This is a genomic window from Butyrivibrio fibrisolvens (assembly GCF_023206215.1).
Classification (GTDB): domain Bacteria; phylum Bacillota; class Clostridia; order Lachnospirales; family Lachnospiraceae; genus Butyrivibrio; species Butyrivibrio fibrisolvens_C.
This window is the reverse complement of record NZ_CP065800.1, coordinates 868,711-885,111: the sequence shown is the minus strand read 5'-3', so window position 1 is coordinate 885,111 and position 16,401 is coordinate 868,711. Positions and strand designations below refer to the sequence as shown.

Here is a 16,401-nt window from a genome sequence, read left to right as displayed (position 1 = left end):
TATATATAATGCATAGCCAAATCAGCATCTCGCATTACATAATAACCACGAATATAAACTTAATAACTGTCACAACAATGATTCTGCTATATTCCGGCTGTGCTCAGCAAGCGCCACCAACGACTTTGAAAACGGCAAAAAATAGCGGCAGCAAATAGTCCAGTAATGTATAAATCATGACCGTGACTATAAAACTACCGCTTCCGTGTTTAATGTTTCATATTCGCAAGTTTATAGTTAGACGCGAAGCTATAAGGGTTAATCTTTACTTACTACCCAAACACCATTGTGACTTGTTCCATTTCTCGAAAGCATTTTCTTTTTCTTCAAAGAAGCAACATAATATTTTACAAGAGTTTCTTTCCAACCTAATTTTTCTGCAGCTTTAACTAAGGTAATTGTTGGTTCTTGTTCCAGTAACTCTAGCAATTGTATTTCTTTGTCGTTGATATCTTGTTTTGAAGATATATCATTTTGGTTAGTATCCGAACTATCTAAACTATCCAAACTATCTAAACTTTCAAAGTAGTCCGGCTGAATTGGTATCGTCACCCATAACACGCGCCTATCTTCATCTGTTTCAAACGTTGCTCTGGGAGAACCATTTCTTTGCAGTCCCTCTAAGACAATACAAGAAGATCTGTCCATGTTAAAAAATGTCTTCAAGAATGAGCCTATAGCTGAAATGCAGATAAGCGATATCAAGAAAAGAGATATCAAATATATGTATGAGCGCTGGACTGGTCCGGGTCTTATAACAAGAAAGGCATTTGTTAACCGAAAATCTGCACTTAACGGAGTCTTTACCTTTGCAGCTGAAAATGAATATATTGCGGTTAATTTCATCCCATCTATTGTCACTACAGAGCTCAAATTCAAAGAACCCAATCATCAGAATAAGGCATTCAGAAAAGATGAACGCCAAAAGCTCTTAAAATACCTCAGGACGCTTAAGCAGGACGGTTATACCCTTGCTATCCAACTTGCACTATACTCTACTTTTAGAATTGGAGAATTAAGGGCAATACGTTATGATGACCTTTCAGGTAATACTCTGACAATACGCCATCAGCTTGTAGAAGAATCTGAATATGCTGTCAATACCAAATACCTTAAGGTTGACAAAGCTCCGAGACGAGTAAATGAAAAGCTTCCAAAGGGAAATGCCCACTACTCAGTAAGAGAGATTACTCTTATTTCTGAAGCTGTCGAGATTCTAAATATGGCAAAAGAAATAAACCCTGATGGGGAATATCTCTTTATGTGTCATGGCAGGCCAATCAACAACGACACGTTTAATGAGCGCCTTAGAAAGTATTGTGGTGAAGCAGGTGTTCCATATCTCTCAAGTCACAAACTTCGCTTCACTGTAGCATCAATAATGCGATCATCCGGTGTAGATATTGCATTTTTACAAAAAAATCTTGGTCACTCCAATAGAAGAATGACAGAACACTATATCTATGAAGATGTTGAGGATCCTAAGGATATGGAAGAACAGCTCGGATTGATACTTGGTGTATCATGAGTGATTATGCAAATTTAATGCATAACATTGTGTGCAACTTAAATCGTCTAGATGCTGATATTTACTGAGTTGGACCAAATTTGAACCAGTTCGAACCAAATGTATAAAAAATGAAAGAGGTCGCAAACTCAGATAAAGTCTAAGCTTGCGACCAACACACTACTGCCGGCGACCGGGATCGAACCGGTCACCGTTATATTTTTACTCTATCTTCAATATAGTCTTTCCTTCGCACTATCACTTGTTGCAAAAGGTCCCGGGATCACATCTGCGCCGCGGTGACCACCCAGATAATCCACATTAAATGTGATAGGAGTTCCATCAGGGTTCTCGAACTTCTGTGATGGCTCAAAGGCTTCGCCAAGTGTATCTGTTGAGATCATGCCTGCCTTGAAATCCTTAAGTACGTCATAGATATTGGTATCAAGATAGTACTCACCGTCTTTTTCTACAACATCTACATAGACCTTGCCGGAATCGTCTGTGAAGAAGTTCTTCTCGTTCTTCCAAGGCTTTGCACCTTCGAAGTATGCATTTCCATCGATCCATACAGGCAGATGAGCGAAGTGGAACGGGTCATGCTTCATCATGTTAGGATGTTCTTCTTCCATATCGAATTTGGAGAGCCACTCATCATATACAGGATACTCGTCAAAACAGTATGTGCCAACTTTCCTGTTCTCTACAATCTTCTGATCAGGCTGAGAATCACTTAGAAGTACCAGGTCTTCTGACGGCCACTTCTGTATGAAGATGTTGTTGTAGAAACGGTCATCTCCGTGGAGTATAGTCATAAAGCCCATGACTTCTGTTCTATGCGGCATGTGATATGGAGTATATCTCCATGATGTACCATCTCCTACCATGGTAAAAGAGCCTGCGCACAGATTATGAACCATAGCAACGCCCTGAGTCGCGATACGAAGTGATACATCTGACAGAAGGATATTGTTATCTATAAGTGTAGGACCATGGCTTACTTCAACAAATATATCCTGGCAAGTCATACCGCCCTCAAGCTGCTTGGCAAAAGATGGTCTCTCATTATCATGAAGAAGGTTCTGAGTGATCCTGGTACCCTGAGCTTCCCAGTCGCACCAGATACCCATAGTACAGTGATGTATGTGATTCCTTCTCATGACTACATCGATAGCTGCATGCATCTTGATACCGGCTATCTCTGCTCCTCCAAGTTCCATCATGTTATTGATATGATGGATATGATTGTCCTCTATGATACTGAAGACGCCGCCCATACGGCCTATGATTCCGCCCTGTTCGCAGTGGTGGATGTTGTTTCTCCTGATTATATGGCCGCCAATCTTCTCTTTAAGCCATCCATAATACTGACCACGGCATACAGAATCTCTCTCCATCTGAGTAGGGCTCTTAACATGCCTTGTAGTATAGAAGTTACTATTCTCCGGATCGTAATAACGTCCTACGCAGATTCCGGCACATTTACTGCCCCAGATCTCGCAGTCTTCTATGATCCAGCCCTTACTCCAGTGAGGAGCGATCATTCCGTCCTGATATGCTGCAGGGGGTGCCCATGTTGTAGCAGCTTTATTAATATTAAATCCGCTTACTGTGATATAACTGATGCCTTCTTGACTAGGCATGAAACATTCACGTCTTACATTGATCTCTACATTCTCTTTATTAGGATCAGCTCCTCCAAAGTTTGCATAAAATACTGTTTCATCAGTCTCTGTATCCTGCTGGGCATACCACTTTCTTGTAGATCTTTCAGGATCCCATGAGCAGTCATATACCTTGGCTTCTATAACTTCTTCAACGCTAAGAGCTTCATAGAGAGCTTCATCGCCCATCCATACACATCCTGTATGCTTATTGGGAGTTGCGAAGTACCAGTCTCCGTATACAAGTGTTGTATACGGATTGTATGATCCGAAGATTCCGTTACGAACTCTTGCTGTCCAGACATCTCCCTCATATCTGGTCCAGCCTGTAACCCTCTCTGCTCCTGTTATGATCGCTCCAAGAGGCTCAGTGCTCTTATACACGATCCTCTTATCCTCTGTTCCTGCATTTACAGGATCAACATACTCTCTGTATGTTCCCGGAGCTACAAGAACTTCATCACCAGGCATTGCAACCTTAGCAGCCTCACCTATCCTTCTAAACGGAAGCTCTTTCGAGCCATTACCATCATGCTTTGCATTTACATCAACATATAATGTCATATATACCTTCTCTCCTTGTGTCTATATGATTGGTATTTACTATACTATTTTATCCTTTCCGGATTGCATATGTACTTATATTTTTTACTCAATATATATCATTTTTTATTATCAACTAAATTTCATTGCTGATTTTGCAAAATACCTCATCAATACTTTTTATATCAAAACCATTTTTTAAATAACTAAATTAAACTTCGCACTTGCCAAACATATGTCACCCCTTGAGGCAGTGCCGATGTGGACAATTTATAATGCATTTTCGTATCTTTTGAAGGTGTTATAAAATTCAGGAGCATGATAGATGGAGTTTTATATTCTGCATAGGGGCTGCATGTTTGAGCGAAGCGAGTTTCAGCCCCTAGAATATAAAGCTCCAGATATCGTGCCCTGAATTTATAACACCTTCAAGATACGAAAATACATTATAAACTGTCCGCAGCGGCGCTGCCTCAAGGGGTGACATATGTTTGGCAAGTGCGAAGTTTCAATAACTAATACATTTTACTTTTCTTCTTTATGAAAGAATTCGTAGACTGCCAAAGCTTCTTTTTCCCTAAGTTCAGGGACCTTCATAAGTTCCTCTACAGAAGCCTCTTTAATATCCTTGATCGACTCAAAGTCTCTCATGAGAGCTTTCCTTCTGGCAGCTCCGATTCCGGGTATGTCGTCAAGGACAGATCTTACCTGAGCTTTGCTTCTTAAGGATCTGTGATATTCTATGGCGAATCTATGAGCTTCGTCCTGGATCCTTGTTATAAGCTTAAAGCCTTCGCTGCGAGTGTCTATAGGCAGCTCTACATTGTTAAAATAAAGGCCTCTTGTTCTGTGATTGTCGTCCTTGACCATACCGCATACTGGTATATTGATACCAAGCTCATCAAGGACCTGAAGGCAGATATTGACCTGACCTCGTCCACCATCCATGAGGATCAGATCAGGGAATCTGGTGAAGCTTCCATACTGGGCATCTATATTTCTAAGCTCCATGTCCTGCCTTTCTTCAAGTCCGTGAAGAAGCCTTCTTGTAAGGACTTCATGCATGCAGGCATAATCATTAGGACCTTCTACAGACTTGATCCTGAACTTTCTGTAGTCGCTCTTTTTGGGCTTACCCTTTTCGAATACGACCATAGATCCAACATTGGCAAAGCCGCTTATATTCGATATATCATAAGCTTCCATTCTGACAAGATTCTTCATGCCCAGGATCTTCTCTATCTCTTTGACAGCGCCTATAGTCCTTCCTTCTTCGCGCTTTATCCTCTCCCTGTCTTTGGATAAAATAAGAGATGCATTCTCTGCAGCAAGCTCCATGAGCTTTTCCTTCTGACCTCTTTCAGGGACAGTGATATACATGCGGCTTCCCTTCCTTCCGGATAGCCACTTCTCTATCACTTCCTGATCCTCTATAGCAACAGGCAGCATGAGCTCTCTTGGAATAAAAGGAGTACCCGAATAGAACTGCTTCACAAAATCAAGCAGTATCTCTTCCTGCGGATTACCTCCTACATGCGTCATGTAGAAGTGCTCACGTCCTATAAGACGTCCGTCTCTTACGAAGAATACCTGAATAACAGCATCGCTTTCATCAGAAGCTATAGCTATGATATCCTTATCCTCCATAGAAGAGTCAGTCATCTTCTGCTTCTGGGCAACGCTTCTGACATCACTTAGAAGGTCTCTAAAGTGCGCTGCCTTCTCGAAGTCCATCTCTTCCGAAGCCTTATACATCTTATCTTCAAGGTCTTTTAAGATGACATTATAATTGCCGGAGAGAAAGTCCAGAGCCTTATCTATATGCTGCCTGTATTCTTCCTGACTTACCTTACCTGTACATGGCCCGCAGCATCTTCCCATATAGTAGTTAAGACAGGGTCTTTGCTGGCCTATATCCTTGGGAAGAGACCTGTTGCAGGTTCTAAGACCGTATATTTTGTTAATAAGATCTATAGTAGACTTAACAGCCTGAGCGCTGGTAAAAGGGCCAAAGTATCTGGCCTTATCTTTTCTCATAAGTCTTGAAAAAAGAATCCTTGGATACTCCTCCTGTACTGTTACCTTGATATAGGGATAAGTCTTATCATCCTTGAGCAGCGTATTGTATCTGGGTCTGTTCTCTTTGATCAGATTGTTCTCAAGGACAAGAGCTTCAAGTTCTGAATCCGTAACGATATATTCAAATCTCGCAATCTTAGAGACCATCTGATCTATCTGGGGGCCGCGGCCTACTATTTTCCTAAAGTAGGACTGAACACGCTTGTGAAGGTCTATAGCCTTGCCCACATACATGATTACATCATCTGCGTCGTGCATTATATATACGCCCGGACTGTGGGGGAGTTTTTTGAGTTCTTCTTTTACATCAAATCTGTTTTCTTCCATATACTACCTCATGCCTCACATATTACCTATATGCAGAGGCTGATGAACACGTAAGCTTACTTCTTAATACAATAAGTGCACCTACACCACTAATTATCTTTCAAACTGTAATGCAGATGCACTATTTATCTTCGGTGCTTTTATTTCATTTTAAAATATAACTTTAGTTGTCAGAACCTTCATCAGACTTATCTGATCTGGAATCAAAGTCATCCGGAACATGTGAGAATCTTCCGCCTGACTGCTTGGAAGAATCTTCACTATCATCCTTCTTCTCATTAGACCACAGGTTCTCAGGCTGGTTAGCCCAGATGTATCTACTGTCTCTTGCTGAGTCAAATCCTCCCTGCCTTGTCAGGATATCCATAGGATCAGGCTCATTTTTCTTATCATCCTTGCCTTTGTTGGCATCACTGCCGTAAAGGGTGCTTGGCCTTTGAACATAGTCTGTATCTGCAATCGCCTGACCATCACTTGAAGGTAACGTATCAGCATCTTTAGATGTATCCTGACTTTCGCTTGTCTGGTCATTATTACTGCTATAAGATGACTGTCCGCTCATCCAGTTATGAGCATCATTCATGGCTTCGTCAAATGAGCTCTTGGTCTTAGGCTTTTCTGCGGCTATATCAGATGATGTCTTTCTTGATGAAAGAAGATCTATAGCACTTGGCTTCTTGGGTTCATTAGAAGCTTCAGATCCAAGTCCTCCTAAAGACTGCATCGAAGAGCTATTGCTTGCAGCATTATCACTTTCTGCGCTGCTTTCTCCAACTCTTGCTGATTCCGGTCTTGTTGCATATATTCTGAGTCTTGACTGATTCTTCTCTTCTTCGGTAGGTTCTGAGAGACCTTCTACCTCACGGTAGATTCTCATGAACTCCTTACCTGAAATGGTTTCTTTGCTGATAAGATGCTCTGCCAGGCGGTCCATAGTTGTCAGGTGCGCCTTTATTATCTCCTTAGCTTCTTCGTAGCAGGAAGCAAGAACTTTCATAACTTCCTTATCAACGTCAGCTGCTGTCTGGTCTGAGCAGTTGAGTTCTTTGCGGCCGTCAAGATATCTGTTCTGAATGGATTCAAGCTGCATAAGTCCGAACTTATCACTCATTCCGTACATAGTGATCATGGATCTTGCAAGCTCTGTAGCCTTCTCTATATCGTTCTGAGCACCGGTTGTGACTGTGTTGAAGATAACCTCTTCTGCAGCACGTCCGCCCAGAGCCACAACTATATCATCGTGCATTTCATCTTTTGTACTTAAGAACTTCTCTTCTTCAGGAACCTGCATTACATATCCAAGAGCACCCATGGTACGTGGCACGATAGTGATCTTCTGTACAGGCTCTGTATTTTTCTGAACAGCACTGATAAGTGCATGTCCCACTTCATGATAAGATACGAGCTTACGCTCTTCCTTGGAGAGGATTCTGTCTTTTTTCTCCTTACCTACAAGAACCTGTTCTACAGCTTCCATGAGGTCTTTCTGGGATACATAGTCGCGCTTACCTTTAACAGCGTTGATGGCTGCTTCATTGATCATATTGGCAAGGTCAGAACCGACAGCGCCGCTTGTTGCAAGTGCAACCTCTTCAAGATCTACAGTTTCATCCATCTTGACATCCTTGGAGTGAACCTTGAGGATCTCTACTCGGCCCTTAAGATCAGGCTTATCAACGATGATCCTTCTGTCAAAACGTCCCGGACGAAGGAGAGCCTTATCAAGTATCTCAGGTCTGTTGGTAGCACCTAGTATGAGAACACCTTTACTTGAATCAAAACCGTCCATCTCGGAAAGGAGCTGGTTGAGGGTCTGTTCTCTTTCTTCATTGCCGCCTCCAAACTTGGAATCACGGCTACGACCTATAGCATCGATCTCATCGATGAAGATGATACAAGGTGCATTCTTATTAGCTTCTGCAAATAGGTCTCTTACACGGCTTGCACCAACGCCGACATACAGCTCTATAAAGTCAGAACCAGCAAGTGAATAGAAAGGAACATGTGCTTCACCTGCAACAGCCTTGGCAAGAAGTGTCTTACCTGTTCCGGGAGGTCCTACAAGAAGTGCTCCCTTAGGAAGTTTAGCTCCGATCTTGACATATTTGCCCGGGTTATGAAGGAAGTCTACGACTTCTACAAGTGACTCTTTAGCTTCATCTTCACCTGCTACATCCTTGAAGGTAACACCGGTTTCTTTCTGAACATATACCTTGGCATTGGACTTACCTACATTGAAGATACCGCCTGCTCCCTTGGACATACGCCTAAAGAGGAACCCAAGAAGTATCCATAAGATCACTACAGGTAGTACATATGACAATACAAGTGAGATAATGTAGCTCCTTGAATCCGGAACTGTGGATGTATACTCGATACCTGCATCTTCAAGCTTCTGCTGAAGTTCAAAGTCCGTTACTATACCGGTATAGAACTTGGTATCGGGAGTTGCTATCTCTTCTTTTTTGTTATTCTTGTTATAAGCTATGATTCCATCTTCATTGGGTGTGATGGTGATTTTGTCAGACTCAATGACTACAGATTCTATCTGCTTATTATCAAGCATCTCTATGAACTGGTCATATCTGATCTCGATAGTTGAAGCGCTGCTAAGAGCATTGGTCAGATAAGACACCACAAACATACATACAAGCGCTGCCAAAAGGAGCATCAGAAGGCTTTGTCTGTTGCCGGATGAGTTACCGCTGCCCTTATCTTTTCGTTCGTTATTGTTTTCGTTATCCATTAAGGTTATATCCTCGCTTTATTAAAATCTTCCCCATATTGAATTATAAAAGTTATTTGGATTAAGTGCAATTAAACTGCAATCGACAATTTCTTAAAGTTCGATAAAAAAGCTTTGATCATTAGAATGTGCGTCGAGCCCTAGACTATAAAAAACAAATATCAGATCTGGTGTCTTACTACGCCATACTCATCGTTGCTGCGCCAATATGGGCATTTCTTGGTACGCCTTGTAAGGAAGTGGTACATCTCGTCCTCATCAAGGTTCACACTGCAGCTGTAGGATTCATCTTCTTCATCATATTCATAATATGCACATGTATCACAGTCCATAGTCTAACCTCCGTCAAAAAGTTAATTATCGCATCAATTCATGGAAACTTTGCATCTTTTTCGCAATGATCGAATGCTGCTCAAATAAGATATCTCAAATAAAAAATCTCAAATAAAATATCTTATATATGATCTTCCATTTTTAAAAGTTCATCGCTTCATAATATCTGTCGCTAAAGCTGTCATCTTGCGACAGCTCTATCTCTTTTGCCATCCTTTGTATCATACATAATTCTTCCCGAGCTATCTTTGTACCATATAAAGATGCTATGCACAAGTACCTCGCTGTGCCAAGAAGCGATGTATTGCCGGCTATATATATGTTATCACCATTATCAGTGATACTTGCCGGGAACATCTTAAGTTCTTTGATCCTGTCAAAAGAAATACCTGCTCCAAATCCGCCTGATATTATAACATAAGGCTTACCTGCTTTATCTTTATTCCTTGCTAATCTTTCTTTAGAAGAAGGGAATTGATCATCAAGAGATCTTATTTTTTCATACAAAAGATCAAGACCTACATTAACTGCTGCCTTGGCCATCTGCACCTGTCTTATATCGTTTTGGGTTATGACGATACCTATTCCGTCTTCATCCCTGCTGACAGGGTAGCCATTATCAAAATACTCTTCAGACAAAAGCCCAGTCTCATCCACGAGTCCCTCTCTTACAAGAGCACTTATTATCTCAAGTACGCCCGTTCCACAGATTCCTATAGGAGGTGCGTCTTCTATTGTTGTGACTTTGAGCTTCCCGCCTGCAAACTCTGCCCCTTTTATAGCGCCTGGGATACCCGGTATTCCGTAACGTATGCCATTACCTTCAAATACAGGCCCTGCTGCCGTAGATGTTACATATATCTTGTCCCCAAAACCTGCAGCCATCTCTCCGTTGGTACCAAGATCCAGAAAAATATATTCATGATCCATCTTCCATGGTCTTGTAGCATAAAGACCTGATAATATGTCTGCTCCCACAAAGGCGCTAAAACCCGGAAGGATAGTCACAGGTATATTGGAAATATTATCTTCCAGTTTTGGAAAAATATCTCCTGCTTTCAGATCTTCTATATCAAGATTTACAGGTGTATAGGGATATACTCCAAGACTCTCACAATTATATCCTCTTAGAAGGTGCAGCATTGTAGTATTTCCTGCAATTGCTATTCTTTTTATTCTGGAATAACTGCATCCTGTCTGTGTCAGAAGCTTTTGTATGAGATCTTCTATATCGCTTACCACTAACTCCTTTAGTCTTTTACCCTTTTCTTTAGATGCCTTGATCCTTGATATTACGTCTGTTCCGTAGCTTCTCTGATGATTGGTTCCTGTTACAACATGTACGATATTGTGGGACCAGGAATCTTCTGTAAATCCTGATCCGGGTGCAGATATTGATGAATTTCCATTTTTTAACCTCATGTCACGGGCAAAGAAAGTGGCTAATGGTTCAAATTGGTGAAGCTCGCGGCACCGATTTGGGTTCAGCTTACTTACATCTGTATTAACACCTCTACTTTCGATTTCAGAATCCGGAAGCTTTATAAGTGATACGGCTATAGTTGTAGTTCCAAGATCTATACCTATTCCATAGAAAAAGTCCGTCTTACTGATATTATCTAAGCCTTCCGAATATGCTCTAATATCCGGTGATACAGCGATATCAGGATTGGCGACTTTGATCACTTCATTTTCAGATGATGTGCTTTCAGGACATACGATATTGTCCTCGTTATAGTCTTGGATAGCTATCCTGGCATCTTCTGTGAGAATGCTCATGCAGGCAAGACGATATCCTCTTTCTAAGTCTTCTTTTGGTATATGCTTTAGATCAGCTGTAGTAATACGAACTCCATCATTAAGAAACTGTACTTTGCATTTACCACAGGTTCCGGATCCCGAACAAGGACAACTTATACGAATATCATTGTCTCTTAGAAGATCCAAAAGCTTCTTGCCTCTTGGGGCATGAAGTACTTTCACGGACTTATTGTCATGATATATTTTTATCTCTACTTCTTTACTGATTCTCATTACTATGCCTACTTATTGATACCTTCGTACATGAATCCTATATCTTTTATATATACTGAGGCAGATGTCAAAAGTTCCTTTTGACCCTTACGTCATATACTGTTTTTAAAGAAAAGGAGCAGATACAAATCTGCTCCTGCTGATATCATTATACTTCAAAGTTACATTTAAATAATATATTCGCTTAACCGGTCTTATCACATAGATTATATAATACTGGATCATTCAAGTGATCAGAGCAAATAATTAAATATAGTTTTAGTATACATATTATGACTTTTGACCCTTACGTCATATTATCATTTACCATCATCAGATAAAGTCCTTAGATAGCTATAGATAGACATACCGTACTCATCCATAAAATGGGTCTGGAGATTGGTCTGGGACATGGCAAAGCGATCAGCCATATCTCTGAGTGAGTAGTCGTCTACATGTTCTTTTAAATAGTCCTGCATTTCCTGAAGATTATTACTTGTTACATAAGTCATTTCCTCACTCATAAGATACCTCCCTCTGTAATTGGATTTTCGTTAATATTATTGTACGTTACCGCATGCGCCTTCGCAACATCTTTTCGTACAATATTGAACGTCATTTTATCATCCGATCACAAAGGTGGTAACACTGCTGTTTTTCAAAACTATAGTAAGTTTAGTTCTATCATCATTTAGCTGAGCATATGAACTGTCTGTTACATCAGCCCAGTTCTCACCACTTTCCATATCACCGCTTGTTCTGATGATCTGTATACTATTATCATCTTTAATATTCATTTCAGATAGATCTATCTCCCATTTGACATCCTCATCTCTTGTATTCATAGCAACTATAACGATGCTTCCGTCCTCGGGGTTATATGCTGCTGTTACCTGATTTGCCTTATCATCAGTTCCTAATATGCAGTATCCGGGCCTTATATACCTTGTGAACTGGCCAAAGGCATAGTATTTTTTACTAAGTAAAAGCTCCTTACTATCATGATCAGCTATAGCTATCCCCCAGAAAGGGACACCTTTTGATACGATATCCTCTGCCTCTTTGATCGTGCAGGTGTCATATATATTGTCAGTATCCACATGGATATCAACTGCATCCCACATGATCCAGGCAGTAGGCATAAGGCCATTTATATCCTTGATTATCTGACCGGAGAAACCAAGCGCTGCCTGCATTTTGGTATCTTCATTACCAATTGTATATGTTCCGTCCACTTCGCTCATCCACAGATTAACTCCTGCTTCCAGCGCAGTTTCTTTTAACAGGCTATACTGAGTCCCCTGATAAGAATGTGTATCTATCCTGGTGACAACAGACTTGGCATCATCCGAAAGCGCATTATATGAATTAACTGCTGCGTCAATGCTTGTCTCATCGCTTGCGCATATGATTATATCTATCCCTTTAGCCTTAAGCTCATCATTAAGCGCTGTCAGTATCCTGGACTGAGAATCTCCTTGCGAGAAATGGCACCCTTCCTGCTTGGGGCTGTATGCGCTCCAATAATCTGTAGCAGGCTCGTTCATAGGATCGACGCTCTGAAAGGTAATTACGCCTTCCTTCATCCAATGCTCTATGACATCTGCCATGTACGCGGCAAAAGCTGTGTAGGAATCCTCTCTGAGATTGTCCACCGACGGATCCACTCCTCCTGACGAACATCCACTGACTGTCATGAAATATGGCGGAGAATTGGAAAAAGCCTCTGCGATAAACTCATCTCCTGCCGCATCTGCTGCCGCCTTTAATACATTCATCTGGTTAGCATCTGCCTCCCAGTCATAATTCCAGGCATATCCGCATTCAAAATCCGCCCTGTCGAAATTGTCCTTATAATATGACTCAGGATTACTCTCAAGATCTATCTTAGTAACATCTGTGCAGTAACCTGGAACAGCAGAATCAGACCTTTGTATGTGCTGCTGATGAAGGAAGGGATCAGCCTCCTTGGCCTCTTTGGATACAGCTCCCTTACACACATCGTCTCCTCCACCCACATTATATCTTCCGATATTCATACCAAGTCCTTTTTCCTTGTCAAAAAAAGCCTCGACTGTAAGCAAGGTTAACTCTTCACTATATCCTACCCTGTTGGCCCACCAGCATAGTGATGTACCCCATCCCTGGAATTCACCATAGCCGTCCTTGTTGGTATCATTAAATTTCTGAGAATTTTGAAGCGACAGTGTAACTGTCTTGGAAATCTCCATACTTGTAACATCCTCCGCCGTAATATATGTGTCTTGTTCTAAATCCTTGCTGCCGGCACTATCTGATAAAGCCTCTGATCCATGCGCCTTATCACATCCTGTTAAAAGACAAGACAGTAGTGCTATAGATAACCCTGTTGACAATGATCTTCTAAATCCTGCCTTCATACCTTCTCCCTCCAAGTTAGAATCTCTGACTCTATTCTATCAACTCTTGTGTTTATGCAGCAATCATATTATCTTTAACCATAATCTCTTTAATTTTACGCATGACCGTGATATTGGTGTTGTGATTTTAAATATATAAATATGTGATATAATGACAATCAAAAAGGAGGCAAGGTCTTATGAATACATTATCTGATAAAGAACTGGAAAATATCGTTGGAGGTATCACAGGCGCTGCTAACAAAAAGAGCACTTATTATGATCAGGAAGATCTTGTATGTAACAGCTGCTATTTCGAACCTTCCAAAAACGGATTAAAATGTCTCAAAGGTGATACGTGTCCCAAGTGCCACAAAGGCACACTAATCTACGCAAAAGGCTGACGCCTCTCCAGGATGACCCCTTTGGATAGAAGTAAATGACCATTTTGTGACCCGGATTTTGGCGAAAGTGGTCCCATACCTCTGTCCAAAGGGGTCATCTTGCATGTTTGAAAAAAATTAAAAAAGTGCTTGCATATCGTGTTAGCATATGCTAATATAAATATCGTTAGCGATGGCTAACCATTCAGAGCTTAGCCGACAGCCCCTATGGGCATGGATCTTGCCAATCCGTATCGCCAACAAACATAGTCTGTAAATCTCCTACCTGAACCCCACCGTACTTGCCATACGGTGGGGTTTCTTTGATCTTCTTACAGCTCAGAATAAAAATCTATACATTCTTGAACATAAAGTTCAAGAATGCAGCAATAGAGCCAATTGAGTTCGACTTCGTCGAAGGCTCTATTGCCAACCGATTCATCGAATTACGAAACACGCAGTAAATGCGCGTTTCTGAAATTTATATTCAAGAAGTCATCCCATATCAGCATCATGAGATTTCTAACCTAATATTTGTATTTATTAAGAAGATACAGGTTTAATTTCTGACAGTTTTTACTATTTTCCGACAATTTTAAATACTATATATAGTGCAGTGTCTATCTGATCAACACTAATTATTGAAAATAAAAGTTAAAAGTTCTTGAACTTACAGTATATTGTCATAATAAGTCTGAATTTACAGACAATATAACTTTTTTTGAAAAAGTGATTGAAAATTGTAAATCTGCATGGTATATTAAAGTTACTTAATACAAACGGAAACGACATAAGCAGAGAAAAAGTGGCTTACGCTTCACTTGGACCTGCACACAAAATGTCAGATCGTATTCTCGATTCATAGAAGAATGGCTTTCGCTTCATTCGGATTGGGAATCAGGTTCAAACTCAAGAAAAGGTGGTGTGACTGCTGGATCGAATGATAAGGAACCGGAGAATGTGATCACCGTTTTCGAGAATATTAAGTATTAACAAAAGAGACGATGTAAATCGTCTCTTTTGTTATGCGCAAATATATATAGTCTTACTCTCTTATAAGCTCCGTATAAGCGTAGATAAAAGGACCTACACCCTTTGCTTCATTCTCAACTACAGGCTCTGAGAAGTAGTACTCCAAAGATCCATCTCTATGGTTTGCTCCTCCAAGTCCTGATACAAGGCAGATACCTCCAAGCTTTGGAGTTCCATCTTCATTTCTTCCAAGGTACTTTGCAGCAATTCCGTCAAAAGCCTTAACACCATACTCTCTGTACCTGGCATCTATATACCCAAGCCTTGTACCCTTAAGTATCGCATATGATATAAGCGCTGTTCCTGAAGTCTCAAGATAGTTCCTCTCATCATCCGGAAGATTCACTATATCATAGAACAGACCGCTCTCATCCTGATATTTTGTAAGAGCCTCTACAAGATCCTTTAATAGCCCATGTAGATATTCCTGCTCTTCTTGTAGTACGTCACCCGCTGCCTCACATACATCAACAAGTGATGCTGCAAACCATCCAAGCGCACGAAGCCAGAAATTTGGACTGCAGCCTGTATCCTTGTCTGCCCAGTACATCTGCCTGCTTTCATCGTATCCGTGATAATAAAGACCCGTTTTGGGATCCTTCATATGTTTTTCTACATTATGAAACTGCTTGAAGCTATCCTTGCAGCCTTCAATAGATCCGTATCTTCTCTCATACTCTATATAAAAAGGCTGAGCCATATATAATCCGTCAAGCCATACCTGATATGGATATATCTTCTTGTGCCAGAAGTTCCCTTCTTTGGTCCTTGGCATAGTCTCAAGCTGCGCTCTTACAGTATCCATAGCCTTTCTATACTTCTCTTTACCTGTAAGATCATATAATTTAAAAAGACATGTGGCACTATTGATATTATCAAGATTGTATTCTGCTACGTCATAAGTCTTGATAGATCCGTCTTCCTCTACAAACCATCCAAGGAAACGATCTGCAAAATCCAGATACTTCTTATCACCACTAATGTCATATAGATTAAGAAGACTTGTGATCATGCAGCCATCTATATAGTTCCATTTATTGGGCTTACCGCTTAATATCTTCTCAATATTCCACATAGGATGCTCTGCATCTGACTTGTCCATGAGCATATCCACGTATTCATTTAACATGCTGATCGTCTCAGTTCTATCCATAATCAGTCTCTCCCCGCTCGTTGTTAGTTGTTAGTTGATGACTTCCCATTTGCTTTGGGAAGTTCTATGTTGTCGTAGACAGCCTTAGCAGATATAATCCTCGATCTACCTTGTCTCTCGTCGTAGGGGCTACGCCCCTGGACACTCCTCGTCCGGATTACGCTCGAGGATTATATCTGCCAAGGCTGCCGGTTCACATTTGGCCTTCCCAAAGCAAATGGGAAGTCTGGCCACCCTGCGCTC

11 protein-coding genes are annotated in these 16,401 nt (G+C 41.0%); 2 read left to right on the top strand and 9 right to left on the bottom strand.

Annotation, left to right across the window (positions count from 1 at the left end):
- Positions 1–258 precede the first annotated feature (258 nt).
- Positions 259–648 (bottom strand): winged helix-turn-helix transcriptional regulator, encoded by a 390-nt coding sequence (locus I7804_RS03565; protein ID WP_248404986.1) that lies wholly within the window; start codon positions 646–648, stop codon positions 259–261.
- On the opposite strand from I7804_RS03565, the gene I7804_RS03560 reads away from it, so the two are divergent.
- Positions 647–1,528 carry a tyrosine-type recombinase/integrase gene (locus tag I7804_RS03560; protein ID WP_248404984.1) on the top strand — a complete coding sequence of 294 codons (882 nt, stop codon included), beginning with the start codon at positions 647–649 and terminating at the stop codon, positions 1,526–1,528. The genes I7804_RS03565 and I7804_RS03560 overlap by 2 nt on opposite strands.
- 212 nt (positions 1,529–1,740) lie before the next feature.
- On the opposite strand, the gene I7804_RS03555 is transcribed toward I7804_RS03560, so the two are convergent.
- The 7 genes from I7804_RS03555 to I7804_RS03525 form a co-directional block, all read right to left on the bottom strand.
- Complete coding sequence (locus I7804_RS03555; RefSeq protein ID WP_248404983.1) at positions 1,741–3,735, bottom strand: right-handed parallel beta-helix repeat-containing protein; 1,995 nt, start codon at positions 3,733–3,735, stop codon at positions 1,741–1,743.
- A gap of 504 nt (positions 3,736–4,239) precedes the next feature.
- Positions 4,240–6,120, bottom strand: coding sequence for an excinuclease ABC subunit UvrC (gene uvrC, locus I7804_RS03550; protein WP_022755291.1), 1,881 nt, complete (start codon positions 6,118–6,120; stop codon positions 4,240–4,242).
- A gap of 163 nt (positions 6,121–6,283) precedes the next feature.
- Positions 6,284–8,866: an ATP-dependent zinc metalloprotease FtsH gene (gene ftsH, locus I7804_RS03545; RefSeq protein WP_248404982.1), complete on the bottom strand. Its 2,583-nt coding sequence runs from the start codon at positions 8,864–8,866 to the stop codon at positions 6,284–6,286.
- Between the two features lie 161 nt (positions 8,867–9,027).
- Positions 9,028–9,198 carry a DUF6472 family protein gene (locus I7804_RS03540; RefSeq protein WP_022755289.1) on the bottom strand — a complete coding sequence of 57 codons (171 nt, stop codon included), beginning with the start codon at positions 9,196–9,198 and terminating at the stop codon, positions 9,028–9,030.
- A 142-nt stretch (positions 9,199–9,340) separates the two neighbouring features.
- On the bottom strand, positions 9,341–11,233 hold the full coding sequence (locus I7804_RS03535; protein ID WP_248404981.1) for an ASKHA domain-containing protein: 1,893 nt from the start codon (positions 11,231–11,233) through the stop codon (positions 9,341–9,343).
- A 299-nt stretch (positions 11,234–11,532) separates the two neighbouring features.
- On the bottom strand, positions 11,533–11,736 hold the full coding sequence (locus tag I7804_RS03530; RefSeq protein WP_022755287.1) for an AraC family transcriptional regulator: 204 nt from the start codon (positions 11,734–11,736) through the stop codon (positions 11,533–11,535).
- A gap of 99 nt (positions 11,737–11,835) precedes the next feature.
- On the bottom strand, positions 11,836–13,611 hold the full coding sequence (locus tag I7804_RS03525) for a glycoside hydrolase (RefSeq protein WP_248404980.1): 1,776 nt from the start codon (positions 13,609–13,611) through the stop codon (positions 11,836–11,838).
- A 179-nt stretch (positions 13,612–13,790) separates the two neighbouring features.
- On the opposite strand from I7804_RS03525, the gene I7804_RS03520 reads away from it, so the two are divergent.
- The gene (locus I7804_RS03520) at positions 13,791–13,994 is read left to right on the top strand and encodes a bacteriocin (RefSeq protein WP_248404979.1); all 204 of its coding nucleotides are present in this window, start codon (positions 13,791–13,793) and stop codon (positions 13,992–13,994) included.
- Between the two features lie 1,024 nt (positions 13,995–15,018).
- On the opposite strand, the gene I7804_RS03515 is transcribed toward I7804_RS03520, so the two are convergent.
- A complete protein-coding gene (locus tag I7804_RS03515; protein ID WP_248404978.1) occupies positions 15,019–16,158 on the bottom strand; it encodes a glycoside hydrolase family 88/105 protein in 1,140 nt (379 codons plus the stop codon).
- Positions 16,159–16,401 lie beyond the last annotated feature (243 nt).